Annotated in this window: 21 protein-coding genes and 1 pseudogene; 13 read left to right on the forward strand and 9 right to left on the reverse strand. The window is 69.7% G+C overall.

Going from position 1 to position 23,013, the window contains the following annotated elements; all coding sequences use genetic code 11:
• Nucleotides 1–10 precede the first annotated feature (10 nt).
• From cydB to cydC, 3 genes are read left to right on the forward strand one after another with little or no spacing between them, the layout of a single operon-like run.
• Nucleotides 11–1,093, forward strand: a complete 1,083-nt coding sequence (gene cydB, locus LEL84_RS19530) for a cytochrome d ubiquinol oxidase subunit II (protein ID WP_065629163.1) — start codon at nucleotides 11–13, stop codon at nucleotides 1,091–1,093.
• Nucleotides 1,090–2,811, forward strand: coding sequence for a thiol reductant ABC exporter subunit CydD (cydD, locus tag LEL84_RS19535; protein ID WP_226512550.1), 1,722 nt, complete (start codon nucleotides 1,090–1,092; stop codon nucleotides 2,809–2,811). Before cydB ends, cydD begins: the two co-directional genes overlap by 4 nt.
• A complete protein-coding gene (gene cydC, locus LEL84_RS19540; RefSeq protein WP_068972213.1) occupies nucleotides 2,801–4,513 on the forward strand; it encodes a thiol reductant ABC exporter subunit CydC in 1,713 nt (570 codons plus the stop codon). Before cydD ends, cydC begins: the two co-directional genes overlap by 11 nt.
• A gap of 194 nt (nucleotides 4,514–4,707) precedes the next feature.
• Here the strand turns inward: cydC and LEL84_RS19545 are convergent, their stop codons facing one another.
• From LEL84_RS19545 to LEL84_RS19555, 3 genes are all read right to left on the reverse strand, one after another.
• Nucleotides 4,708–6,207 (reverse strand): aldehyde dehydrogenase, encoded by a 1,500-nt coding sequence (locus LEL84_RS19545; protein ID WP_226512551.1) that lies wholly within the window; start codon nucleotides 6,205–6,207, stop codon nucleotides 4,708–4,710.
• Between the two features lie 129 nt (nucleotides 6,208–6,336).
• Entirely contained in the window at nucleotides 6,337–6,972 is a 636-nt protein-coding gene (locus tag LEL84_RS19550; RefSeq protein WP_176455922.1) for an LON peptidase substrate-binding domain-containing protein, read from the reverse strand.
• A 54-nt stretch (nucleotides 6,973–7,026) separates the two neighbouring features.
• Nucleotides 7,027–7,335: an antibiotic biosynthesis monooxygenase family protein gene (locus LEL84_RS19555; protein WP_035717146.1), complete on the reverse strand. Its 309-nt coding sequence runs from the start codon at nucleotides 7,333–7,335 to the stop codon at nucleotides 7,027–7,029.
• A 111-nt stretch (nucleotides 7,336–7,446) separates the two neighbouring features.
• Between LEL84_RS19555 and LEL84_RS19560 the strand changes: the two genes are divergently transcribed.
• Nucleotides 7,447–8,277 carry an alpha/beta fold hydrolase gene (locus LEL84_RS19560; protein WP_078113067.1) on the forward strand — a complete coding sequence of 277 codons (831 nt, stop codon included), beginning with the start codon at nucleotides 7,447–7,449 and terminating at the stop codon, nucleotides 8,275–8,277.
• A gap of 69 nt (nucleotides 8,278–8,346) precedes the next feature.
• Here the strand turns inward: LEL84_RS19560 and LEL84_RS19565 are convergent, their stop codons facing one another.
• On the reverse strand, nucleotides 8,347–9,309 hold the full coding sequence (locus tag LEL84_RS19565) for a hypothetical protein (protein ID WP_065629168.1): 963 nt from the start codon (nucleotides 9,307–9,309) through the stop codon (nucleotides 8,347–8,349).
• Between the two features lie 162 nt (nucleotides 9,310–9,471).
• Nucleotides 9,472–10,368, reverse strand: coding sequence for an A/G-specific adenine glycosylase (locus LEL84_RS19570; RefSeq protein WP_065629169.1), 897 nt, complete (start codon nucleotides 10,366–10,368; stop codon nucleotides 9,472–9,474).
• On the opposite strand from LEL84_RS19570, the gene LEL84_RS19575 reads away from it, so the two are divergent.
• Both LEL84_RS19575 and LEL84_RS19580 read left to right on the forward strand, forming a co-directional pair.
• Nucleotides 10,367–11,020: a carbonic anhydrase gene (locus LEL84_RS19575; protein WP_065629170.1), complete on the forward strand. Its 654-nt coding sequence runs from the start codon at nucleotides 10,367–10,369 to the stop codon at nucleotides 11,018–11,020. The genes LEL84_RS19570 and LEL84_RS19575 overlap by 2 nt on opposite strands.
• A gap of 133 nt (nucleotides 11,021–11,153) precedes the next feature.
• On the forward strand, nucleotides 11,154–11,924 hold the full coding sequence (locus LEL84_RS19580; RefSeq protein ID WP_058252679.1) for a hypothetical protein: 771 nt from the start codon (nucleotides 11,154–11,156) through the stop codon (nucleotides 11,922–11,924).
• A gap of 29 nt (nucleotides 11,925–11,953) precedes the next feature.
• Here the strand turns inward: LEL84_RS19580 and disA are convergent, their stop codons facing one another.
• Nucleotides 11,954–13,039, reverse strand: a complete 1,086-nt coding sequence (gene disA, locus LEL84_RS19585) for a DNA integrity scanning diadenylate cyclase DisA (RefSeq protein ID WP_055475230.1) — start codon at nucleotides 13,037–13,039, stop codon at nucleotides 11,954–11,956.
• A 106-nt stretch (nucleotides 13,040–13,145) separates the two neighbouring features.
• On the opposite strand from disA, the gene LEL84_RS19590 reads away from it, so the two are divergent.
• On the forward strand, nucleotides 13,146–13,694 hold the full coding sequence (locus tag LEL84_RS19590; protein WP_413466881.1) for a PaaI family thioesterase: 549 nt from the start codon (nucleotides 13,146–13,148) through the stop codon (nucleotides 13,692–13,694).
• Between the two features lie 22 nt (nucleotides 13,695–13,716).
• Here the strand turns inward: LEL84_RS19590 and radA are convergent, their stop codons facing one another.
• Entirely contained in the window at nucleotides 13,717–15,096 is a 1,380-nt protein-coding gene (gene radA / locus LEL84_RS19595; RefSeq protein WP_058252606.1) for a DNA repair protein RadA, read from the reverse strand.
• Nucleotides 15,097–15,182: 86 nt separating this feature from the next.
• Nucleotides 15,183–15,866, reverse strand: a pseudogene (locus tag LEL84_RS19600) (hypothetical protein).
• Between the two features lie 446 nt (nucleotides 15,867–16,312).
• Between LEL84_RS19600 and LEL84_RS19605 the strand changes: the two are divergent.
• From LEL84_RS19605 to rlmB, 5 genes are all read left to right on the forward strand, one after another.
• Nucleotides 16,313–16,801, forward strand: coding sequence for a CarD family transcriptional regulator (locus LEL84_RS19605; RefSeq protein WP_004020903.1), 489 nt, complete (start codon nucleotides 16,313–16,315; stop codon nucleotides 16,799–16,801).
• A 30-nt stretch (nucleotides 16,802–16,831) separates the two neighbouring features.
• Nucleotides 16,832–17,524: a 2-C-methyl-D-erythritol 4-phosphate cytidylyltransferase gene (ispD, locus tag LEL84_RS19610; RefSeq protein WP_226512552.1), complete on the forward strand. Its 693-nt coding sequence runs from the start codon at nucleotides 16,832–16,834 to the stop codon at nucleotides 17,522–17,524.
• The gene (ispF, locus tag LEL84_RS19615) at nucleotides 17,521–18,018 is read left to right on the forward strand and encodes a 2-C-methyl-D-erythritol 2,4-cyclodiphosphate synthase (RefSeq protein WP_226512553.1); all 498 of its coding nucleotides are present in this window, start codon (nucleotides 17,521–17,523) and stop codon (nucleotides 18,016–18,018) included. The genes ispD and ispF overlap by 4 nt, the downstream gene beginning before the upstream one ends.
• A 194-nt stretch (nucleotides 18,019–18,212) precedes the next feature.
• Nucleotides 18,213–19,604 (forward strand): cysteine--tRNA ligase, encoded by a 1,392-nt coding sequence (gene cysS / locus LEL84_RS19620; RefSeq protein WP_226512554.1) that lies wholly within the window; start codon nucleotides 18,213–18,215, stop codon nucleotides 19,602–19,604.
• Entirely contained in the window at nucleotides 19,604–20,554 is a 951-nt protein-coding gene (rlmB, locus tag LEL84_RS19625; RefSeq protein WP_055475218.1) for a 23S rRNA (guanosine(2251)-2'-O)-methyltransferase RlmB, read from the forward strand. The genes cysS and rlmB overlap by 1 nt, the downstream gene beginning before the upstream one ends.
• Nucleotides 20,555–20,570: 16 nt before the next feature.
• On the opposite strand, the gene LEL84_RS19630 is transcribed toward rlmB, so the two are convergent.
• Nucleotides 20,571–21,329, reverse strand: coding sequence for a LamB/YcsF family protein (locus LEL84_RS19630; RefSeq protein ID WP_055475217.1), 759 nt, complete (start codon nucleotides 21,327–21,329; stop codon nucleotides 20,571–20,573).
• 98 nt (nucleotides 21,330–21,427) lie between these two features.
• On the opposite strand from LEL84_RS19630, the gene LEL84_RS19635 reads away from it, so the two are divergent.
• Nucleotides 21,428–22,975: a carboxylesterase/lipase family protein gene (locus LEL84_RS19635; RefSeq protein ID WP_211538461.1), complete on the forward strand. Its 1,548-nt coding sequence runs from the start codon at nucleotides 21,428–21,430 to the stop codon at nucleotides 22,973–22,975.
• The last annotated feature ends 38 nt before the right edge of the window (nucleotides 22,976–23,013 follow it).

Below are 23,013 nucleotides of genomic sequence, written 5' to 3' on the forward strand. Positions count from 1 at the left end.
GAGCGTGCTCATGAGTCTCGAAGAAATCTGGTTCCTGGTCATCGCGTTCCTGTTCGTCGGGTATTTCGTACTGGAGGGCTTCGATTTCGGTGTCGGCATGCTGATGCCGATCCTCGGTTCGAGTCACACCGGCGGCGACGACAAGGTCGCCGCCGACGATCCCGAAGCCGACCCCGACAAACGGCGCCGCGCGCTCCTCAACACCATCGGCCCGGTCTGGGACGGCAACGAGGTCTGGCTCATCACCGCGGGTGCGGCGTTGTTCGCGGCCTTCGGCGGTTGGTACGCAACCATGTTCAGTGCGTTCTACCTACCGCTGTTCCTCATCCTCATCGGGCTCATCGTCCGGGTCTGCGCGATCGAGTGGCGGGGCAAGATCAACAACCCCCGCTGGCGCGTGTGGTGCGACGTCGGAATCGGGCTGGGTTCGTGGATTCCGGCGATCCTGTGGGGTGTGGCGTTCGCCAACATCGTGCGCGGGCTCCCGATCGACGCCGACGCCCAGTACACGGGTGGGTTCTTCAACCTCCTCAACCCGTATGCCCTGCTCGGCGGCGCCACGACCCTGCTCGCGTTCCTCACCCACGGGGCGGTGTTCATCTCGCTGAAGACCTCCGGTGTGCTGCAGGAGGATTCGGCTCGCTACGCTGCCCGGCTGGCCTGGCCGACACTGATCGTGGCCGCCGTGTTCCTGCTGTGGACCCAGTTCGCCTACGGCAGCTCGTGGACCTGGATCCCGGTGCTCATCGCCGCCGTCGCCGCGGTGGGCATGGTGGCCGCCACCCAGATCCGCCGCGAGGGTTACGCATTCATGTTCACCTGCATCGCGATCGCCGGCACGGTCGCCACGCTGTTCGCCGTGCTGTTCCCGAACACGATTCCGTCGACCCTGAATCCGCAGTGGAACCTCACCATCGAGAACACGTCGTCGAGCGATTACACCCTCACGATCATGACGTGGGCGGCCGTGCTCATCACCCCGGTGGTGATGGGCTATCAGGCCTGGACCTACTGGGTGTTCCGAAAGCGACTGTCGGTCGCGCACATCCCGGACCCGGCCGGACTTCCGTCGTTGCGAATCCCGAGCAAGTGAGACGCACCGCGCGGCCCCCGCTCGACCCCCGGCTGCTGCGGTATTCGCCGACGACGCGGCGGTATGTCGGGGTCACCGCGGCGTTCGCGGTGGCCGAGGTGGTCGCGATCATCGTGGTGGCCGCGATGGTGGCGTCGATCGTCTCCGAACTGATCGTGTCGCCCGGGGCGCGGTCGTTCGCCGCGCAGGGCGTTCACCTGACCGTGTTGGCCGCAGCAATGGCGGCCCGGGCCGCGATGGCATACGGACACGACCGATACGCGCACCGCGCCGCCGAGCGTGCGATCGCGGAGATGCGTGCCGAGGCCCTCGATGTCCTCACCGATCCGGCCCGCACGTCGCCGCGATCGCTGACGGCGATCCGCGAACACGCGAGCACTGTCCTCCTGCGCGGGCTGGACGCCCTCGGGCCGTATCTGTCGGGCTACCTACCGGCCCTGGTGGCCGCGGCGGTTCTGACGCCGACGGTCACGGTGGTCATCGCGTTCGCCGACTGGCCGTCGGCGCTCATCATCCTCGTCACCCTGCCCCTCATCCCGCTGTTCATGGTGCTCGTCGGACTGATGACGCGCGATCGCACCACACGCAAGCTGGCGACGATGAGCCGGCTGAGTGCCCAGCTCCTCGACCTCATCGCCGGCTTGCCGACGTTGCGCGCACTGAACCGGGCCGGCGCCCCGGCGGTTCGGGTCGGTGAACTCGGTGAAGCCCACCGCCGCAGCACGATGAGTTCGCTGCGGGTCGCGTTCCTGTCGGGCGCCGTCCTCGAGTTACTGGCCACGCTCTGCGTCGCACTGGTCGCCGTGGGGATCGGTCTCCGTCTGGTCTATGGCGAGATGTCGTTGTACGCGGGCGTTTTCGCGTTGATCCTGGCGCCGGAGGCATACCTGCCGCTGCGTAGGGTCGGCATGCAGTTCCACAATTCCACCGACGGCCTCACCGCAGCCGAGCAGGTCTTCGAGCTCATCACACGGCCGTCTGACGCGGCCGCGCCGTCCGCCACCGGGAATCGCGGGGTCAGCGTCGCCGGCGAACCGATCACCGTGCTCGACGTCGGCATCCACGGGCGCGACGGATGGGCGCCGGAGTGCCTCCGCACGACGATCGAACCCGGGGCGCTGACCGTGTTCGCCGGACCGAACGGGTCGGGCAAGTCGACGATGCTGGCGGCGATGATGGGCCTGCTCGCTCCGGACGCGGGATCGGTGCTGATCGGGTCCATCCCCGTCGCCCAGGCCGATCCGGCGGCGCTGCACGAACAGATCGCCTGGCTGCCCCAGCAACCGGTGATCGTGCCGGGCACGGTCGCCGAGAACCTGGAGCTGCTCGGCGCGCTGGACCGCGACGCCTTCGAATCGGTGTCCACGGCAACAGGCTTCGCCGCGGTCCTGGGCGAGTTGCCGGTCCGGTTCGGCACGGTGCTGGGAACCGGCGGGGTCGGGCTCTCCGCGGGACAACGGCAACGCCTCGCCCTGACCCGAGTCCTCGCCTCGCCGGCGCCGCTGCTGCTGCTCGACGAACCGACCGCCCACCTCGACGAGGCGTCCGAGCGCGACGTGTTCGCCGCACTCCGCGATCGCGCTCGGGCCGGGGACACCGTCGTCGTGGTGGCGCACCGGGGAGTCGCCCGCGAGTACGCGGACCGGGTGGTGGACTTCCCGGCGGCCACCGGCACAGCAGCCGCGGGCACGGCCGAGGAGGTGGACCATGCGCGGTGATCCGTTGATCCGGGCCCTGGGCTTCCTCGGCCTGCGCCGGCGTCCCGCGCTCACCGCGCTCGCGCTCGGTGTCGGCGGCTCGCTCTCGGCCCTCTTCCTGGCGGCGCTGTCGGCCTGGCTCATCACCCGTGCGTGGCAGATGCCGCCGGTGCTGTACCTGTCGGTCGCGATCACCGCGGTCCGGGCGCTGGGTATCTCGCGCGGTGTGTTCCGCTATCTGGAACGGCTGGCGACCCACGATCTCGCTCTGCAGGCCATGGCCACCGCGCGGCAACGGGTGTACACGGCGTTGGCGTCGGGCGCACCGGGTTATTCGGTCACGCTGCGGCGGAGTGAACTGCTGAACCGGACCAGTGACGACGTCGACGAGATCGGGAACGCCCTCATCCGCGGCCTCATCCCGATCGGCATCGGTGCCACGACATCGCTTGCGGCAGTGGTGGTGATGGCGCTGGTCTCGGTGCCCGCGGCCGTGGTGCTCGCACTCGCGCTGGCCGTCAGCGGCGGTGTGGCGCCGTGGCTGGCCGCACGCGGTGGTGCCCGGTCGATCCGCGACGGCGCGCAGGCCGCGTCCGAGGCCACGGAGGCCGCCACGACGGCGCTGTGGCACGCGCCTGAACTCGTCGTCGCACGCAGACGCCATCACGCGCTGGCAGCGGCCGCAGCGGCGGATCGCCGCCATCTCGACGCCACGGACCGGGGTATCCGGTGGCAGGCATCCGCCGCGGCGGCGACTCCGCTGGCATTGGGTGCGTCGCTGATCGCGGCATGCGTCATCGCCGTCGAATTGGCCTCGGCGACCTCGGGTTCGCTCGCCGGGGTGAGTTCGGGGGCTGGACTGACGCCGATGATCCTCGGTGTGCTCGTCCTGCTGCCGCTGTCGGCCTTCGAATCCACCGCGCCGCTCACCGAGGCCGGGCTGCAGATCGAGCGGAGCCGACAGAGTGCGGCCCGGCTCATGGCGCTGGTGGACGGGGCGCACGCCGACGGAACAGTCGATGTAACCGACGCCGAGGTGTATCGGTCTCCGGTGCGCCTGAGGACCACGGGCTTGCGCTGGGGACACCGGGATCGGGAGGTCCTCGGTCCCGCGGCGGGCGTGGATCTCGACCTGCGACCTGGTTCGCGTCTGGTGGTCACCGGCCCGAGCGGGGCGGGGAAGTCGACGCTGCTCCTCACCCTCGCCGGGTTGTTGCCGCCGATGGCCGGGGACGTCGAGGCGGTCGACGTCGGCGACGGTTCGATCGTCGGGTTACGTTCGGCGGGATGCTATTTCGCCGAGGAGGCGCACATCTTCTCGACGTCGGTCCGCGAGAACCTGCGCGTCGCCCGCGGTGACATCACCGACGAGGAGATCGACACCGCGCTGGCGGCCGCCGGGCTGCAGCGCTGGGCCGCAGCACTTCCCGACGGTCTGGACACCGTCCTCACCGGTGGGGCCGATGCGATGAGCGGCGGGCAGCGGCGGCGACTGCTGCTCGCCCGCGCACTGCTGCATCCCGCGCCGGTCGTCCTGCTCGACGAACCGACCGAGCATCTCGACGAGGCGGACTCCGACGAGCTGTTGCGGCGCCTCCTGGGGATCGAGCGGGACCTGTTCGGGCCCGACCGCATCGTCGTCGTGGTGACGCACCAGCCACCGGCCGATACCGGTGCGGTGGAGGTCCTCGAATTGGCGGGCCGGCCCCTTTCTGCTCCCTGAGGTGCGAGCGAAGCGAGCCACGAAGGGCTCCGCAGCGTGCCTCACCAGGCCCTTCGTGGCTCGTCGCTATCGCTCCTCGCACCTCAGGGAGCAATAGTCAGCGGCTCTCTGCCTGTGGGCGGGCACGAAACAAGAACCGGGGCCGGACGTACACGTCGTCCGGCCCCGGTTCCCCCCTGTGAGAGGCGGGAGGGCTAACCCGTGGACACCTCGTATCCCATCGGCAGCATCGTCGACTTGTGCTCGAGGAAGGACTCGAGACCTTCTCGGCCGTTCTCACGGCCGATGCCCGAGTTCTTGTAACCGCCGAACGGTGACTCGGGATCGATGGCGTACCAATTGATCCCGAAGGTGCCGGTGCGGATCTTGGTGGAGATCTCGATGCCGCGCTCGACGTCGTTCGTCCACACCGTGCCGGCGAGTCCGTAGCTCGAGTCGTTGGCGATGGCGATGGCCTCGTCGACGTCGTCGTAGGCGATGACCGACAGCACGGGACCGAAGATCTCCTCCTGCGCGATGGCCATGTCGTTGGTGACGCCGGTGAAGATCGTGGGGGTGAGGAAGTAGCCGGAGTCGAGTCCCTCGGGACGCTCGCTTTCGAGAACCGCGGTGGCACCGGCCTTCTTGCCGAGTTCGACGTACTCCTCGACCTTGTTCCGCTGGTTCTCGGTGATCAGCGGTCCGAGCTGGGCCTCCGGATCGGAGGGCAGCCCGACCTTCATCGCCTTCGCGGCCTCGACCATCGCGGCCACGATCTCGTCCTGTCGGCTGCGCGGCACCAGAATTCGCGTCTGCGCGACGCATGCCTGGCCCGTGTTGAACAGGCCGAGGAACGTCAGCATGAAAGCGTTCGCGGCGAGGTCGACGTCGTCGAGGACGATGGCGGCCGACTTGCCGCCCAGCTCGAGCGAACACCGCTTGAGGGTCTGGGCGCAGGCGGCGCCGATCGCCTTGCCGGCCGCGGTCGAACCGGTGAAGGTGATCTTGTCGACGTCGGGATGCGCGACGAGCGCCTGCCCGGTCTCGGCGCCGCCGGTGACCACCGAGATCGCCTCGGCGGGCACGCCTGCCTCGATGAACAGCTGCGCGACGTAGTTGCCGGTCATGGGGGTCTCGGGTGCGGGTTTGAGCACCACCGAGCAGCCCGCGGCCAGTGCGGCACCCATCTTGTTGCAGGTGATGAACAGCGGGACGTTCCAGGCACAGATCGCGCCGACGACGCCCACCGGTTCGCGGGTGATGCGGGTGGTGCCGAACAGGCCGGTGCGGTATTCCTCCCACTGATAGTCACGGGCCGCGTTGGCGTAGGCGCGCAGGACACCGGTGCCGGGGAGCTGTTGGAGGGTGCTGATCGCGCTCGGCGGCGCGCCCATCTCGGCCGACACGAGCGCGGTGATCTCGTCGCCCCGCTCGTCGATCAGATCAGCGACCTTCGCGATGATGTCGGCGCGCTGTGCGGGCGGCGTCGAACTCCAGACCCCGGAGTCGAAGGCCGCGCGCGCCGCGCGGACCGCGGCGTCGACGTCGGTGGCATCGGCGAGCGGTACCGAACCGACGCGCTCACCGGTGGCGGGGGAGTGGACCTCGAGGGTCTCGGTGGAATGGGGATCGGCCCATCGGCCGCCGATGAGCAACTGGGGTTGATCGCCCCCGCCGATGAGGGTGGCGGGTTGGGACTCCACGGTCTCGGTCATTACGCGTGTGCTCCTCAGAGGACGGGGCCCTGCCCGGGCGAGGGCGGCCGACAGCCGCCGATGGACAGGTGTGAACTACGGCACACGCAATACTAGAACACGTTCTAACTCTGATGCCAGGGGTGGTCGTCAGGAACTGCCGAAGGCCACCCGGGCCTCCATCCCCTGCAGCACGTCGTGGAGGATCTCGATCTGGTCGGACGGGTCCTCGGCCTCGAGGAGTCGTTGCTGGTCATGCGGTTGTCCCGCCGTCTGCGCCGCCCACCGGTGGATGGGCGAGAGGTCTGCGGCCCGGGGATCGGAGTCGATGAGCGCGAAGGCGGCGATGATCGGCTCGGGGTCCTCGCCGGCGGCGCGGAACTTTCGCCGGATCAGCTCGCGGTGTCGTTCGGCGAGGTCGCGCAGACGGGCCAGATCGGAGCGGCTCGGGGTCCGTTCGGGCAACACCGTGATGCGGGCGCGGGGATATGGATCGTCGGGCAGCCACTCCTCGACCCGGAACCGGCGACGGCCGATTGCGGTCAGCGCCGCGCGGCCGTCCGGCAGCCGGCCGGTGATCTCGGCGTGTGCCAAGGTGCCGACCCGGCAGCGTGATTCGCCGCCGCCGACCTCGGAACCGCGCTCGATGAGTACCACGCCGAATCTGACCGTGGGCGGGTCGGTCGAGGTGTCGGCATGGTCGTCCAGCATCTGCCGATAGCGTGGCTCGAAGATGCGCAACGGCAGTTCCGCGCTCGGCACCAGGGCGGTGCCGAGCGGGAACATGGGCGCGACGAGCGTTTCGCCCGCCGCCGGTTCAGAGGTCAGGGCGTGCTCGTCTCAGGACTTGGGTCGCGCGTCGAGCACGACCTCGAACTCGAGCAGATCCGCACCCGAGGCGACCGGCTTCGCGCGCTCACCGGAGTGCGCCTCGCGGGCCGGACCCGCCGACCAGGCCTGGAAGTCCTCTTCGGACTCCCACTCGGTGACGACGAAGTAGCGGTCGTCACCCTTGACCGGACGCAGCAACTGGAATCCGAGGAACCCCTTGGACCCGTCGACCGAGTGGGCGCGATTGGCGAACCGCTTCTCCAGTTCGGGGCCCGCGCCCTCGGGGACGGAGATGGCATTGATCTTCACAACAGACATGCGTCCACCATAGGCGCTGCGCGGGGCCGGTCGTCTGGGGAACGACGACACGGCGGTCGGGCCCCGTGCCGGTCGTCGGTGGCACTGCGGTTCTGCGACTACAGTTCTGGCATGTTCGACGGTGAGGTTCCGCAGGAGACCGGACTTCGCGACCACAGTGGTCCCGAAGTCGCGGACGACGCGAACGGATCGTCGGCCACAGTCGAGCGCGCGGCGCCGCCCATCGTGTTGCTGCACGGCCTGATGGGCCGCGGACGGACATGGCGCCGCCAGGTCCCGTGGCTGCGCCGGTACGGCCGGGTGTTCACCTACGACGCCGCGTTCCACACCGGCGCCGACGCCGAAGAACCCTGCGACGGCGGCGAACTCGCGACGGAGCGGTTCGTCGCCGACCTCGCCGAGGTCCTCACCTGGATCGACCGCGGGCCTGCGGTCCTCATCGGGCATTCGATGGGAGCCCTGCACGCCTGGTGCGCGGCGGCGGAGTACCCCGAACTCGTCGCGGCACTGGTCGTCGAGGACATGGCCCCCGACTTCCGCGGCCGGACCACCACGAGCTGGACCCCGTGGTTCGAGTCCTGGCCGGACCGATTCGCCTCCGAGGCCGAAGCCGTCGAGATGTTCGGGCCGGTGGCCGGCCGCTACTTCTTCGAGGCCTTCGACGACGGCCGGTTACACGGCCGGATTCCGTTGTGGACCGCGATCGCCGAGGAATGGGGCCGACGCGACTTCTGGACGCAATGGCGTTCGGTCGACGTGCCGGCGCTGCTGATCGAGGCCGAGCACGGGGTCACCCCGCCGGGGCAGATGCGGACGATGTGCGCGGTCAACGACCACGCCCGATACCTCCGCGTGCCGGGTGCCGGACATCTGATCCACGACGACGCGCCGCATGTCTATCGCGGTGCGGTGGAGGCATTTCTGTCCGGCCTCGACCGCTGAGGCTGCTGCGCAACGTAATTCGGGGCGTACACGACGAATCGTGTACGCCCCGAGAAGGAACGGGTGGCGTCAGGCCGGGTCGGCCGGCGCGATGGGCGCGCCGTTGAGCCGGCGCCAGCAGTGCACCAGGAACAACTGGGCCACCGGAGCCGCGACGATGAGTCCCACGTAGCAGAGGAGCACACCGACGAGGTTGATGGCGTAGGTGACCAGCAGGGTCAGGATCGAGTCGCCGACCTTCGACTTGGTCAACTCGAAGGACGCCTTCATCGCGTTGATCGGCGACAGACTCTTGTCGATGGTCGCGACCACCGAGAACATCAGGAAGAACATCGCGATGATGCCCGGGATGATGCACAGCGCGTAGCCGATACCCGTGATGAGGCCGACGAGGATCGCGGTTCCGATGACCGGCCCGAAGCGGATCGGGGTCAGGAACGACTTCGCCGTCACCGGTTCGCCGTTGGCCACCCGGACCGCGCCCGAGATGATGCTCGCCTGGATGTAGAGGAGGCCCAGGATGAAAACGAGGTACACCAGGCCGAGGAGGATGCCGCCGCCGAGGCCGAGCGACGTCTCCTCGTAGTAGAAGCCATTGCCGTAGTCGACGGTCTCGGTGGTGCCGAAGATCGACACCGCGGAGAACCCCACCGCGATGAGTGCTGCGCCCAACAGGAACACCGCGAGGCCCGGCAGGATCATCGCGCCGACGTTGTTCTTGAACTTGCCGAAGGCCCACGAGAACGCGGTGCCCACGTCGATCTTGCCCGAATCTCCCGGCGCGCCGTAGGGATCCGGGGCTCCGGGATAGGCCCCGGCGTCACCGTACTGCGGCCCGCCCGGAGGCGGCGGAGGCGGGGCCTGGCCGTACTGCGGCTGCGGCGGCGGCTGCTGGCCGTACGGCGGTTGCTGAGGAGGCTGCTGCCCGTACTGCGGCGGCTGCTGCCCGTATTGGGGCGGCTGCTGCCCGGGGAAGCCGCCCGGTTGCTGCGGGTCCGGCGGCGGGACAGGGGGATACGGCGGCTGACTCATGGATCGGGACATTAGCAACGATCCGGGCGTGGTGGGAGACTATCTCCGAACGATCAAACGACTGGTCAATGAACCCGGCACGGATTATGAGGTCTGTCATCGCCGGCTCGAGCGGAGTTCCGGTACAGCCGTCTCGGTGCCGTTCGGCGGAGTCCCGGCGGACTATGCCTCGCCGGCGAGGCAGTAGCGTCCGCTCGCGGTGATCTCCACGAGTCCGTCGACGAGCAGCGAATCCAGGGCCCGGTCACGCTGGGCGGTGTCGGAGGTCCACACGACGTCGAGTGCGGCGCGGTCGACGGCGCCGCTCGTGTTGCGCAGGACATCGAGGAGCAGCCCGCGCACCTGACGATCGGTGCCGGCGAACTTCTGCACCCGGCGCGGCGGTCCGGCGTGCGCCGGCCGGCCGCGGCCGACCCAGGTGCAACCGTCGACGAGAGGGCACTTGTCGCACTTGGGGTTTCGAGCCGTGCAGACGAGCGCGCCGAGTTCCATCAGCGCCGCCGAGAAGCGTGGTGCCGACGCGGCGTAGGTGCCGTCGACGGACCGGGGGAGCAGCGCCTGCGCGTCGGCGAGATCCCGCCGCGACGGATTCGCCGGTTGTTCGCGCCCGTGAACCGCGCGGACGATGACCCGCCGGACGTTGGTGTCGACCACCGGCACGGCCTGTCCATAGGCGAAGCAGGCGACCGCCCGTGCGGTGTAGTCCCCGATACCGGGCAGTCCCAGCATGGTCTCGACATCCTCGGGAACCCGATCGCCGTGGTCGGCGGCCAGCACCTTGGCGCACTCGTGAAGGCGGAGCGCGCGTCGGGGGTAGCCGAGCTTGCCCCACGCCCGCAGGACCTCCCCGGCCGGTTCGACCGCCATCGCCGAGGGGACCGGCCACCGCCGGACCCACTCCCGCCAGGGTTCGACCACCCGGGACACCGGCGTCTGCTGCAACATGATCTCGCTGATGAGGATCTGCCAGCCGCTACACGACGGGTCACGCCACGGAAGATCCCGTTCATGCATATCGAACCAACCGAGCAGATGGCCCGATGGCACACTATTGGGCATGACCGCAACGACACCACGGCAGGCCTGGCGCATCCTGCGCGACGGCAACAACCGATTTGTGACAGGTGAATCTCGGCATCCCAGCCAGGGTATCGAGGACCGGGCGCGACTCGCCGGGGGCCAGCATCCGCACGTCGCGCTCTTCGGTTGCGCCGACTCGCGGCTGGCGGCCGAGATCATCTTCGACCAGGGTCTCGGCGACATGTTCGTCGTCCGCACGGCCGGTCAGGTCATCGACTCGGCGGTCCTCGGTTCGCTCGAGTACGCCGTCGAGGTGTTGCAGGTGCCGCTCATCGTGATCCTCGGACACGACAGCTGCGGCGCGGTGAAGGCCACCCTCGACGCGCTCGACGACAACCAGATCCCCGGCGGTTACATCCGCGACGTCGTGGAACGGGTCACCCCCAGCATCCTCGCCGGCCGTAGCGAGGGCCTGACACGAGTCGACGAGTTCGAGGCCCGCCATGTGGTGGAGACCGGGCAGCTGCTCATGCAGCGCAGCCGGATCATCGCCGACCGGATCAGTACCGGCCGCCTGGCGATCGTCGGCCTGACCTACCAGCTCAGCGAGGGTCAGGTGAACGTCCAGGGCGTGTACGGGGACATCGGTGAACGCCCGGCGCCCACCGCGGTGGCGGCCGAGTCTGCCTGACGTCGTATTCGTCTCCGCATGCGGTGGACCTGAAGGCGAACTCTAGACTTTGCCTGCTCGGGACCGCTTTCCCGCTGCGACACGCCGCACGTGATGAACCAGAAGTCAAGACCCGGCCGTTAGCGTTGTGGTCGTGATCGAACCCCAGGGCCCGCTGCCACCCGAGATCTACTGGCGACGCCGCGTCGTCGCCGCGGGTGGTGCGCTGGTCGTGGTCGGTCTGGTCGTCGCACTGATCGTGTGGATGACGTCGGGAAGCGGGGATCCGCAGAACACCGCAGCCACCGCGAGCGTGTCGTCGAGTTCGTCGGCGTCGTCGACGACATCCGCGCCGCCCGCGTCGGAACCGCAGGCGGGTGGCGCCTCCGGTGAACCGGATGCGGGGGGCGGTGCCGGCGGCGGGGCGGGTGCTCCGGCGGGGCCGCCCGCGGGGTCCGCGACCCCGGTCGAATCAGCAAGTCCAGCAGGCGTTCCCGGAGCAGCCGGCGGGCCTGCCCTGTGCCCGGATCAGGCGATCTCGGTGGTCCTCTACACCGACAAGCCCACCTACACGATCGGACAGAACCCGGTGTTCACCATCGTGACCACCAACGCCGGACTGTCCGAGTGCACCCGCGACGTCGGCAAGGCCGTGCAGAACGTCATCGTCCGCACCCTGGACGGCACCCGGACGCTGTGGTCAGCGCGCGACTGCTCGCCGCTGAACACGGTCAACAACGTGGTGCTCAAGCCTGCGCAGCAGGTCAAGGACACGATCACCTGGTCGGGTACCACCAGCAGCCCCGGTTGCGAGCGCCCGCGGACCCAGGTGCCCGCCGGCTCCTACTCCGCCATCGGCAAGATCGGCGAACGCGAATCGTTCCCGATCACGTTCAACATGGTCGCCCCGGCCCAACAGCCCTGAGCGACGGTCACGTTCGCCGGGCCAGGCGATCAGTCGTAGCGCTCGATGCTGGTCTCGGCCAGGCGGGACAGTCCCTCACGGATGTGGCGGGCCCAGATGCTGCCGATACCCTCGACCGCCTGCAGATCGGCCGACGAGCTCGCGAGCAGCGCCTGTAGGGTCCCGAAGCTGCGCACGAGCCGGTCCACGTGGGCGAACTGCAGCCGCGAGATCCGGGCGAGCAGACGGTAACCGCGGGGACTCATCGCCGTGTCCTGGGCCTCGATCGTCGTCGGGTACCCGAAGGCCCCGGCGAGCAGGGTGAGGTCGAGAAGGTCTGCGTCGCTGAGGTTCTCGACGACCTCGAGCGCCTGGCGGACATCCTCGGCGGTCGCCGGCTCGGGGCTGGCGTAGTAGTCGCGGACGAGCAGTTCGCGCATGGTGTCGTTGTCGCTGATCAGCTCCTCGAGCTGCAGGCTGACCTGCCGGCCGTTCACACCGAGTTCGAGGACGTACTCCTCGATCTCGGCCGACACACGACGGACCATCTCCATGCGCTGGGCGGTCGACATCGCGTCGCGCAGCAGCACGTAGTCCTCGATCTCCGCGCGCGACAGCGCCGAGATCACCTCGTCGAGCCGGGCCTTGTACCGCTCGAGGGTGGCCAGCGCGACGTTGGCGCGGGACAGGATCGGGTCCGGGCTCTCGACGACCCGGCGGGCGCCGTCGACGTAGACGCTCACGATCGACATCGACGCGCTCACCGAGATCACCGGATGCCCGGTCTGGATGGCGGTCCGCTCCGCCGCGCGGTGGCGGGTGCCCGACTCCTCGGTCGGGATGGAGGGATCGGGGACCAGCTGGACGTTGGCCCGCACGATGCGCTTGCCGTCGGTGGAGAGCACGACGGCGCCGTCCATCTTGGCGAGCTCGCGCAGTCGCGTCGGCGCGAACTCCACGTCGAGGTGGAACCCGCCGTCGCAGATCTTCTCGACGTCGGAGTCGTGCCCCAGCACGATGAGGGCGCCGGTGCCGCCGCGCAGGATGCGTTCGAGCCCGTCACGAAGCGGCGTGCCGGGCGCGACGCGCGCCACCGTGTCGCGCGTCAGCTCGGATCTGACCACCTCGGCAACCATGACTTCCCTCCAGTGACCCGTCCGTCCCCGCGGGGACGGCGCCCACCCGCGCCAGGCCGGATGCCAGCGACATCGGCCGTTCTGATGGTGACTAGGGTACCGGGGTGTGAAGAGCAGCAGTTTCGTGGTGCCCGACGACCTGGACGAGGTGGAACGCCACCCGAAGGCGGCCAAGCCGGGCGAACCCGTCCGCATGCACAACCCGACCTGCTACGGCTGCGGACCGGACTCCCCGCAGGGCCTGCATCTGGTGGTGCATGCGGGTGAGGGGTTCACCGTCGACGCGTCGATGGAGGTCGAGACCCGGATGGAGGGCGGCCCCGGCGTCATCCACGGCGGCATCCTGAGCACCGCGTTCGACGAGGTGATGGGCACGATCCCGCTCCTGATCGGGCCCTCCGGGGTGACGGTGCATCTCGAGGTGGATTACATCCGGCCCATCCCGGTGGGCTCGACGCTGCAGTTCACCGGCACCTTGCTGGGCCGACAGCGCCGCAAGATCTTCACCGAGGCGGTCGCCCACATCGGCGATCCGGACGAGCCGGTGGCCAGCGCACACGCGATCTTCGTGACGATCGATGTGCGGAAGCACTTCGCCGCCCATGTCGAGAAGAGCGCCCGGGCGGAGGAGTACAAACGCCGGATGTACCCCTAGGCGTAGCGGCCAGGGGGACGGGTCAGAAGGGCGCGTCCACCGGATCGGCGTCGCGGAGACCGACGGCGTCGCCGAGGTTCGCCACACGCAGGATCCGGATGCCCGTCGGCAGTTCCTCGTCGGTGGCCGCGGGGATGATCGCCTCCCGGAAGCCGAGTCGCTTCGCCTCGGCGAGTCGGCGCGCGACGGCCGAGACACGACGGACCTCACCGCCGAGCCCGACCTCGCCGATGACCACCGTCGACTGCGGGATCGGCTGGTTCTTCACCGTGGAGTACACGGCGAGCGCGATCGCGAGATCGGCGGCCGGCTCGGTCACGCGCATGCCGCCCACCGTGGAGAGATACACCTCGCTCTTCGCGATCTGTTTCAGACCCCCGCGTGCCTGCAGTACCGCGAGCACCATCGAGACGCGGTTCATGTCCAGGCCGGAGACCGCCCGGCGCGGAATGTTCATCTCGGTGCCGTTCGCCAGCGCCTGGACCTCGCCCACCAGTGCGCGTTTGCCGTCCATGGTCACCAGGGTCGCGCTGCCGCTCACATCCGAATCACGTTGATGCAGAAAGATTCCGGAGGGATCCGGGACCTGATGGATGCCGTCGTCGCGCTGTTCGAAACACCCCACCTCGTCGGCCGCCCCGAACCGGTTCTTGACACCGCGGACCATGCGTAGCGTCGAGTGCCGGTCACCCTCGAACGCGAGTACGACGTCGACGAGGTGCTCCAGCGACCGCGGCCCGGCGACCGCGCCCTCCTTGGTGACGTGGCCGACGAGGATGACCGCGACCCCGCGGTTCTTGGCGAGCGAGACCAGTGCGGTCGTCACCGCCCGGATCTGGGTCACGCCCCCGGTGACGCCGTCGGCCCCGGAGGCGACGAGGGTCTGGACCGAGTCGACGATCATGAGTGACGGCGCGACGGAGTCGACGTGGCCGAGGATCGTCGCGAGGTCGGTCTCGGCGGCCAGGTAGACGTTCGGGTGCACCGCGCCGGTGCGCTCGGCCCGCATGCGGACCTGCCCGGCAGATTCCTCACCGGTGATGTAGAGCGCGGTGCGGTCCTGTGCCGCCCAGTGTTTGACGGCTTCGAGCAGCAGCGTCGACTTGCCGACGCCGGGCTCACCGGCCAGCAGGATGACCGAGCCCGGGACGACGCCGCGGCCCAGCACCCGGTCGAGCTCGCCGATGCCCGTGGGGATCGCGGCGGACGATTCGGCGTCGACCTCGGTGATGCGCAGAGCGGGGCTCGACGGTGCGACCGCCGCGGTCGAGCGCGCCGACGGTGCCGGCCCGGCCACCTCGCCGATCGTGCCCCATTCGCCGCACTCGGGGCAGCGGCCCACCCACTTGGGCACCTGATGGCCACACGCGGTGCAGCGGAAGGACGTCTTGGTTCTGGCCACCCGGTCAGCCTAGGTGGCGGGGCCGACAGAACGAGCGAGGCCCGGCGTGTGCCGGGCCTCGCTCGTGGAAGTGGTTCGACCGGTGGTCAGTGGCCGCCTTCGCCGTGACCCTCGCCGTCGGCGCCGTGTTCGCCGGTGCCGGCCCCGGAGCCCTCTTCGCCGTGGCCCTCGTCGCCGTGATGCTATTTGTAGAAGGTCGGCTCGGCGTTACGTGCCACGTCCTGGCGCTCGAGCTCGGCGCCGCCGTCGACCGGGGCGTCGACGGTGGTCTGGCCGGCATCGACCCAGCGGCCGTCGGCCTCGCGCTTCTCGAACACGAACGTCAGCTCGGTCGTCAGACCCGCCGCGACCGTGTCACCGGTGTTGTCGAGCTCGACGCTGAGGCGCTTCTCGAACTCGGGGTTGGCGCCGACCGGGGTGCCGCCGCGCAGCGCCCCGTTGGGCGGGATGACGCGGTCATCGGCCTCAGCGCCCTCGATGAAGGTGACCTGCCCCTCCTCGGGGTTGATCCCCTTGAGGCGGTAGTAGACCAGCGGATCGGAGTTGGCGATGACGAACGCCAGCTCGAACGGTCCGCCGTCGCCGAAGACCGTCGATGCGTCGTTCTCGGGGTAGAGGATCTGCACGTCGCGGAGCTCGAGTTCGTCGTAGTTGACGTTCGCGCCGTTGATCGCGGGCAGCTGATTGGCGGTCTGCGAGATCTGACCCGCACCGCAGCCGGTGGTGCCGAGGGCGACGGCGATGCCGATCGCGGCAACCGCGGTCACCATGCGAGATGGCCGAACCGCCGACCGCCGCGCGGAAAGTGATAGCACTGACACCCGATCCTCCCAGGTCAAACGAAGCCGACATGCAGCGCGCGAAACCCTGCACTACGCAGCGTAGTGGGCGCGGTGCGGAAAAGTCCGGCCGGGTACCCGATTGGTCTGTCGCCGTCGCCGGCGCCACGGCCCCGCAGCGGTCGCCGGGTGGTCGAGCCCACGTCGTCCCAGGGGTCGGCGGGCGGTGCCGGGGAGCCCGGTCGACACCGTGGTGGGGCGTACCCCGCGCCAGGCCGACGGGGAGCTCCGGTGGGGTAGCCCACCCTCACCGGGCACCCCTCGCGACCTCGCAAGAGCCTGTCATGAAACCTGTTCACCGCGTTGACCTGCACCGTTGGGTGGGTGCCTCGGAACGCCCGTGCTAGACTGGCTTCACTCGAAAGGGGCAAGGAACATTGAATTTCAAAGTTGGCGACACCGTCGTTTACCCCCATCACGGTGCTGCCCGGGTCGAAGACATCGTGACCCGGACCATCAAGGGTGAGCAGATCGAATACCTTGTTCTCAAGGTTGCCGACGGTGACATGACCGTTCAGATTCCCTCGACGAAGCTCGAGTACGTGGGCGTTCGCGACGTCGTCGGGCAGGAAGGTCTCGATCAGGTCTTCCAGGTTCTGCGGGCCCCGCACACCGAGGAGCCGACCAACTGGGCGCGCCGGTTCAAGGCGAACCAGGAGAAGCTGATCTCGGGCGACATCATCAAGGTCGCCGAGATCGTCCGCGACCTCTGGCGTCGCGAACAGGATCGTGGGTTGTCGGCCGGTGAGAAGCGGATGCTGACCCGAGCCCGTCGCGTTCTGGTCGACGAGTTGTCACTCGCCCAGAACACCGACGACGAGAAGGCCACCAGCATGCTGGACGAGGTCCTCGCCGCCGCTTCCTGACCGCCGGTCGCACCTGGTTCAGGACTCTTCGTGACACCTACGCCGGAGCTTTTCGGCGCAGAAGTCTGTGTCATCATCCCGGCCGCCGGGTCGGGAACCCGACTCGGTGAGCCGGTGCCCAAGGCCTTCGTGGATGTGGGTGGACGGACGATCATCGAGCGATGCGTTGACAACATCCCCGCCTCGCTGGGGGCGACCGTGGTCGTCGTGGTGCCCGCCGACCTCGTCGAGCGGGCATCGGCGTTGCTGACCGGCGTGCGCGTCGTCGCCGGTGGCGCTCACCGGTCGGATTCGGTGCGCGCCGGCATCGCCGCCGCCGGTGGCGCCGGCATCCTGCTCGTGCACGACGCCGCGCGACCACTCACCCCCGCGCGGGTGTTCACCGACGTCGTCGCCGCGATCCGCGCCGGGCATCAGGCGGTCGTCCCCGCCGTTCCCGTCGTCGACACCCTCAAACAGGTCGAGCCCGGCCCGGCCGGTCTCGAGCGCGTGACGCGGACCGTCGACCGCGAGGAGTTGCGCGCCGTGCAGACCCCTCAGGGTTTCGCCCGTGACGCCCTCCTCCGTGCGCACGCCGATGACGCCGGTATCGCGACCGACGACGCCGGCCTCGTCGAGAGATGCGGAATCGATGTCCACCTCGTCCCCGGAGACCCGCTTGCCATGAAGATCACCACGCCCTGGGACCTGCGTATCGTGCGCGACATGGTCGGTGGGCGATGAGGGTCGGCATCGGTACCGACGCCCATCGCGTCGACGCGTCCGCCGAGTGCTGGATGGTCGGTCTGTATTTTCCCGACGAACCGGGGTGTGAAGGCCACTCCGACGGCGACGTCGGCGCCCACGCGCTGTGCGATGCGGTGCTGTCGGCGGCGGGTCTGGGTGACGTGGGTTCCGTGTTCGGCACCGGTCGCCCGGAGTGGGAGGGTGTCTCGGGAGTCCAGATGCTCTCGCACGTACGGACTCTCATCGAGGCCGACGGGCTCCGCGTGGTGAACGCGGCCGTACAGGTGGTGGGCAATCGGCCCAAGATCGGACCGCGCCGTGCGGAGGCGCAGCAGGTGCTGTCCGACGTGCTGGGCGGCCCGGTGTCGGTGTCGGCGACAACGACCGACGGCCTGGGCATGACCGGCCGCGGCGAGGGGATCGCCGCGATGGCCACCGCGCTGCTGGACGCCGCGCTGTCGCAGGCCATGCCGCCGTACGATTCCGCTTAGTCCGCGACGTTCAGCACGAGCCCGTAGGGGCTGCGCTGCTCCAGGTGGCCCCGCCCGTGGGCCCTCGAGCACGCGCGGACGCACACCGTAGCGCCGAACGCCATGCGCCCGTGTCCGGTGGCCTTGCGTGAGGTGCGCGCGCCTGCGGCTCGGGCCGTCGGTGGCCAGGTCGGGGTCCGGTAGGATTGCCGGTCGTGACCCTGCGCCTGTATGACACCGACTCCCGAGAGGTGCGCGACTTCGTGCCGCTGCACCCAGGCCAGGCGTCGGTGTACCTGTGCGGGGCGACGGTCCAGGGAGTTCCGCACATCGGGCACGTCCGCAGCGGCATCGCCTTCGACATCCTGCGGCGCTGGCTGACCCACCAGGGCCTCGACGTGCTGTTCGTGCGCAACGTGACCGACATCGACGACAAGATCCTGCGGAAGGCCGCGGACGCGGGACGGCCGTGGTGGGAATGGGCGGCCACCCACGAGCGTGCGTTCGACGACGCCTACCGCGCGCTGGGGGTCCTGCCGCCGTCGGCCGAGCCGCGGGCCACGGGGTTCGTCACCCAGATGATCGAATACATGGAGCGACTGATCGACCGCGGGCACGCCTACGTCGCCGACGGCAACGTGTACTTCGACGTCCTGAGCCTGCCGGAGTACGGGTCGCTGTCCGGACACCGGCTCGACGACGTGCATCAGGGCGAGAGCGCGGGGACCGGCAAACGCGATCCCCGCGACTTCACCCTGTGGAAGGCGGCCAAGCCCGACGAGCCGTCCTGGCCGACGCCCTGGGGCCCCGGCCGTCCCGGCTGGCACCTCGAGTGCTCGGCGATGGCCACCTCGCTGCTCGGCGCTGAGTTCGACATCCACTGCGGCGGAATGGATCTCATCTTCCCGCACCACGAGAACGAGATCGCGCAGGCACACGGTGCGGGAGATGCGTTCGCGCGCTACTGGTTACACAACGGCTGGGTCACCATGGGTGGCGAGAAGATGAGCAAGTCGCTGGGCAACGTGGTGTCGATCCCCGCGATGCTGCAACGGGTCCGGGCGGTCGAGCTCCGCTACTACCTCGGCAGCGCGCACTACCGGTCGATGCTGGAGTACTCGTCTGGCGCGCTCACCGAGGCCGCCGCCGGCTATCGGCGCGTCGAGTCGTTCGTGGCCCGGGTCGGCGCGCGCGTGGGCGAGGTGGTCGTCGGGGACGTCGACCCCGAGTTCGCCGCCGCGCTCGACGACGACCTCGGCGTCCCGGCCGCACTCGCGGTCGTGCACAACGTGGTTCGGCAGGGCAACACCGCGTTGGAGTCCGGTGACGGAGCCGCCGCGCTGGCGGCGGCATCCATGGTCCGCGCGATGATGGGGATTCTGGGCGTCGACCCGCTGGACGACCGGTGGGCGGGTGCCGCCGACGAGTCGGCCACCACCTCCGCACTCGACGTGCTGGTACAGGCGGAATTGCAGCGACGCGCCGACGCGCGCGTCGCCAAGGACTGGGCGACCGCGGACGCGGTGCGGGATCGGCTGGCGCAGGCCGGTATCGAGGTCACCGACACCCCCGACGGTGCGCAATGGGCATTGAAGGGTGAGGCGTGATGGCAGGGAACTCCAAGCGCAGAGGCGCGATTCGCAAGGACGGCACCAAGAAGGGGCAGACCGTCGGCTCGGGTGGTCAGCGTCGCCGCGGCCTCGAGGCCCGTGGCGCGACACCGAAAGCAGTTGACCGGCCGTATCATCCGGCTCACAAGCGAGCCAAGGCGGCGTCGAAGTCGGCGGCCGGTCGCAGCGGGGCGCGGGCCCGGGACGAAGGTCCCGAGTACGTCCTCGGCCGCAATCCGGTCGTGGAATGCCTGCGCGCCGGCGTGCCGGCCACCGCGCTGTACATCGCCACCAACTCCGAGCCCGACGAGCGGGTCGCCGAGGCGGTGAAGATCGCCGGCGACTCGGCGATCTCCATCCTCGAGGTCGGCAAACCCGAACTCGATCGCCTGTCCACCAACGGAATGCACCAGGGCATCGCGCTGCAGGTGCCGGAGTTCGAGTACACCCACCCGGACGACCTGATGGCGGAGGCCAAGGCCAGCGGCACCCCGCCGCTGCTCGTCGCCCTCGACAACATCACCGATCCGCGCAACCTGGGCGCGGTGATCCGCTCGGTCGCGGCCTTCGGCGGGCACGGCGTGGTCATCCCCGCACGACGCAGCGCGAGCGTGACGGCCGTCGCCTGGCGGACCAGCGCCGGTGCCGCGGCGCGCCTGCCGGTCGCCCGCGCGACCAATCTGACTCGCACATTGAAGGATTGGGCCGACGCCGGGGCGCAACTGGTCGGTCTCGACGCGGACGGTGACGTCACCCTCGACGACTACGACGGCAGCGGCCCCACCGTGATCGTGGTCGGTTCGGAGGGCAAGGGGCTCTCCCGCCTCGTCCGCGAGAGCTGCGACTCGATCCTGTCCATTCCGATGGCCGGCGACGTCGAGAGCCTCAACGCCTCGGTCGCCGCGGGTGTGGTCCTCGCCGAGTTCGCCCGCCAGCGACGCGGCTAGGCAGCATCCCTCCCGGTCAGGCCGGTGGCGCGCCGATGACGATCCCGGCGGCGGTGAGTGCGTCGCGCACGGCCTGCGCGTGTCCGACCGCGCCCGGGGTGTCGCCGTGGAGGCAGACCGATCCGGCGTCGACGTCGATCAGGGTTCCGTCGATCGCGCCGATCCGGCCCGTCGTGACGAGTTCGACCACCCGTCGCGCGATCTCGGCGCTGTCCGACAACACCGCGCCGTCGGTTCCGCGCGGCACGAGGGTGCCCTCCGGGGTGTAGGCGCGGTCGGCGAACGCCTCGGAGATGGTGTCGAGTCCCGCCCGTCGGGCGCGTGACAGCACCTCCGATCCCGGTAGCCCCATGACCGCCAATCCGGCGTCGACATCGCGGACCGCGGTGACCACGGCCTCGGCCTGCTGCTCGTGATGGACGATGGTGTTGTACAGCGCGCCATGCGGTTTGACGTAGGTGACGGCCCCGCCGACCGATCGGGCGAGGGCGTCGAGCGCGCCGATCTGGTACACCAGGTCGGCGACGAGGTCCGGAGTCGTCATCTCCATGAACCGGCGCCCGAAGCCGCTGCGATCGGGGTAGGACACCTGGGCGCCGATCCGGACCCCGGCGTCGACCGCGGCCCGGCAGGTGGCGAGCAACTGCGCGGGGGTGCCGGCGTGAAAGCCGCACGCCACGTTGGCGCTGGTGACGATCCCCAGCATCGCCGCGTCGTCGCCGATGCCTTCACCGAGGTCGGCGTTGAGGTCGATGCGTGCCGCGCCGGAACCCATGAGCGCATCGTAGTGGTGGCCGACCAGCGGGGACCGCCCGATCGGTGTGTGTGCGGCGGCGGGTAGACGAAGTCGTCGTTTCGTCTACGGTGGTGGGTATGGCATTACTCGACAGTAAGGTGACCATCCGTAACGGCGTGGTCGAGGGCGCCCGGGGGAAGCGGCTGCGCAAGGGGACCATCAGCTGGCGAGGCATCCCGTTCGCGGCACCGCCGGTGGCCCATCGCCGGTTCCGTGCACCGGAGCCCGCCCACGACTGGCCCGGCGTCCGCGACTGCACCAAGGTGGCCAAGGCGGCCATCCAGGAGAAGCGGTTCACGGCCATCGCACCGGGCAAGTTCGCGCCGATGGCCGAGGACTGCCTCACGCTGAACGTCTACTCGCCCGACGTCGCGTCGTCGGCACCGCGACCGGTGATGGTGTTCATCCACGGCGGTGCGTTCATCCTCGGTACGGCCGCCACCCCGCTCTACGACGGCGCCTTCCTCGCGCGTGCCCAGGACGTCGTCGTCGTCACCATCCAGTACCGGTTCGGTCCGTTCGGCTTCCTCGACCTCGGTCAGTTCGCCACCGAGGATCGTCCGTTCGACTCCAACGTCGGACTGCGTGACCAGATCGCGGCCCTGCAGTGGGTCCAGGACAACATCGAGGCGTTCGGCGGCGACGCGGAGAACGTCACGATCTTCGGCGAGAGCGCCGGCGGGTCGTCGGTGCTCTCGCTGCTGTCCGCCCCGTCGACGACCGGTCTCTATCACCAGGCCATCGCGCAGAGTCCCGCCCCGGAACTGATCGTCGAGCAGGACGCGGCGAAGATCTACGCGGACGAGTTCGTCCGGCTGTTGCGCGACCCGCAACGTCGGGCGACCTCTCTCGAACGGGACGAGCCGCCGGTCGACACGGTCCACGCCCAGCGTCTGCTCACCTCGCCCAACCCGGCGTTGCTGCTGGCGGCGGGGAACCGGCTGATGCGATTCGCCACCAAGACCGCCGGTGGTGCGATCCCGTTCGCGCCCGTCGTCGACGGCGACCTGCTGCCGCGGTCGCCGCTCGCCGCCGCCGCGGGTGGGCTCACGCAGCCGGTGCCGCTCGTGATCGGCAGCAACCGCGACGAGGGCAAGCTGTTCGCCAAACTCTGGAACGTCCTGCCCGACGCCGAACGCACCCTGATGCGCGTCGAGGACGAGGAGGTCCGGCGCGAGATCGCCTCGCACTACGAGGACGGGGACCGCGACCGCATCCGGCTGGCCGGCGACTCGATCTTCTGGGCACCGATGAGCGCCTTCGCCGACGGGCACAGCGCCGTCGCCCCGACCTACGTGTACCGCTACGACTACCAGACGAAGGTGCTCGAGGCCACGGGCTTCGGGGCCACGCACGCCACCGAGCTGTTCAGCGTGTTCGGTGCCTACCGGGCCCCGATGGGTGCCGGTCTCGCCCTCGCCGACTGGCCCGCCACCGGCCGGGTCACCAAGAACGTCCAGACCCGCTGGGGCGGGTTCGCCCGCACCGGCGACCCGGGTTTCGGCTGGCCCGCCTACACCACCGCCGACCGCAAGGTCCTCGTCCTCGACGACCCCGACCACGTCGAGGCCGACCCGGACACCCTGCGGCGCCAGGCGTGGTACCGGGTGCATTCGCCGGCCTAGGAGACTGCTGAAATAGTCGGTGTCGTTTCGGTGTGGGG

The sequence above is a fragment of the Gordonia sp. WA4-43 genome, assembly GCF_020520305.1.
Lineage (GTDB): Bacteria > Actinomycetota > Actinomycetes > Mycobacteriales > Mycobacteriaceae > Gordonia > Gordonia hongkongensis.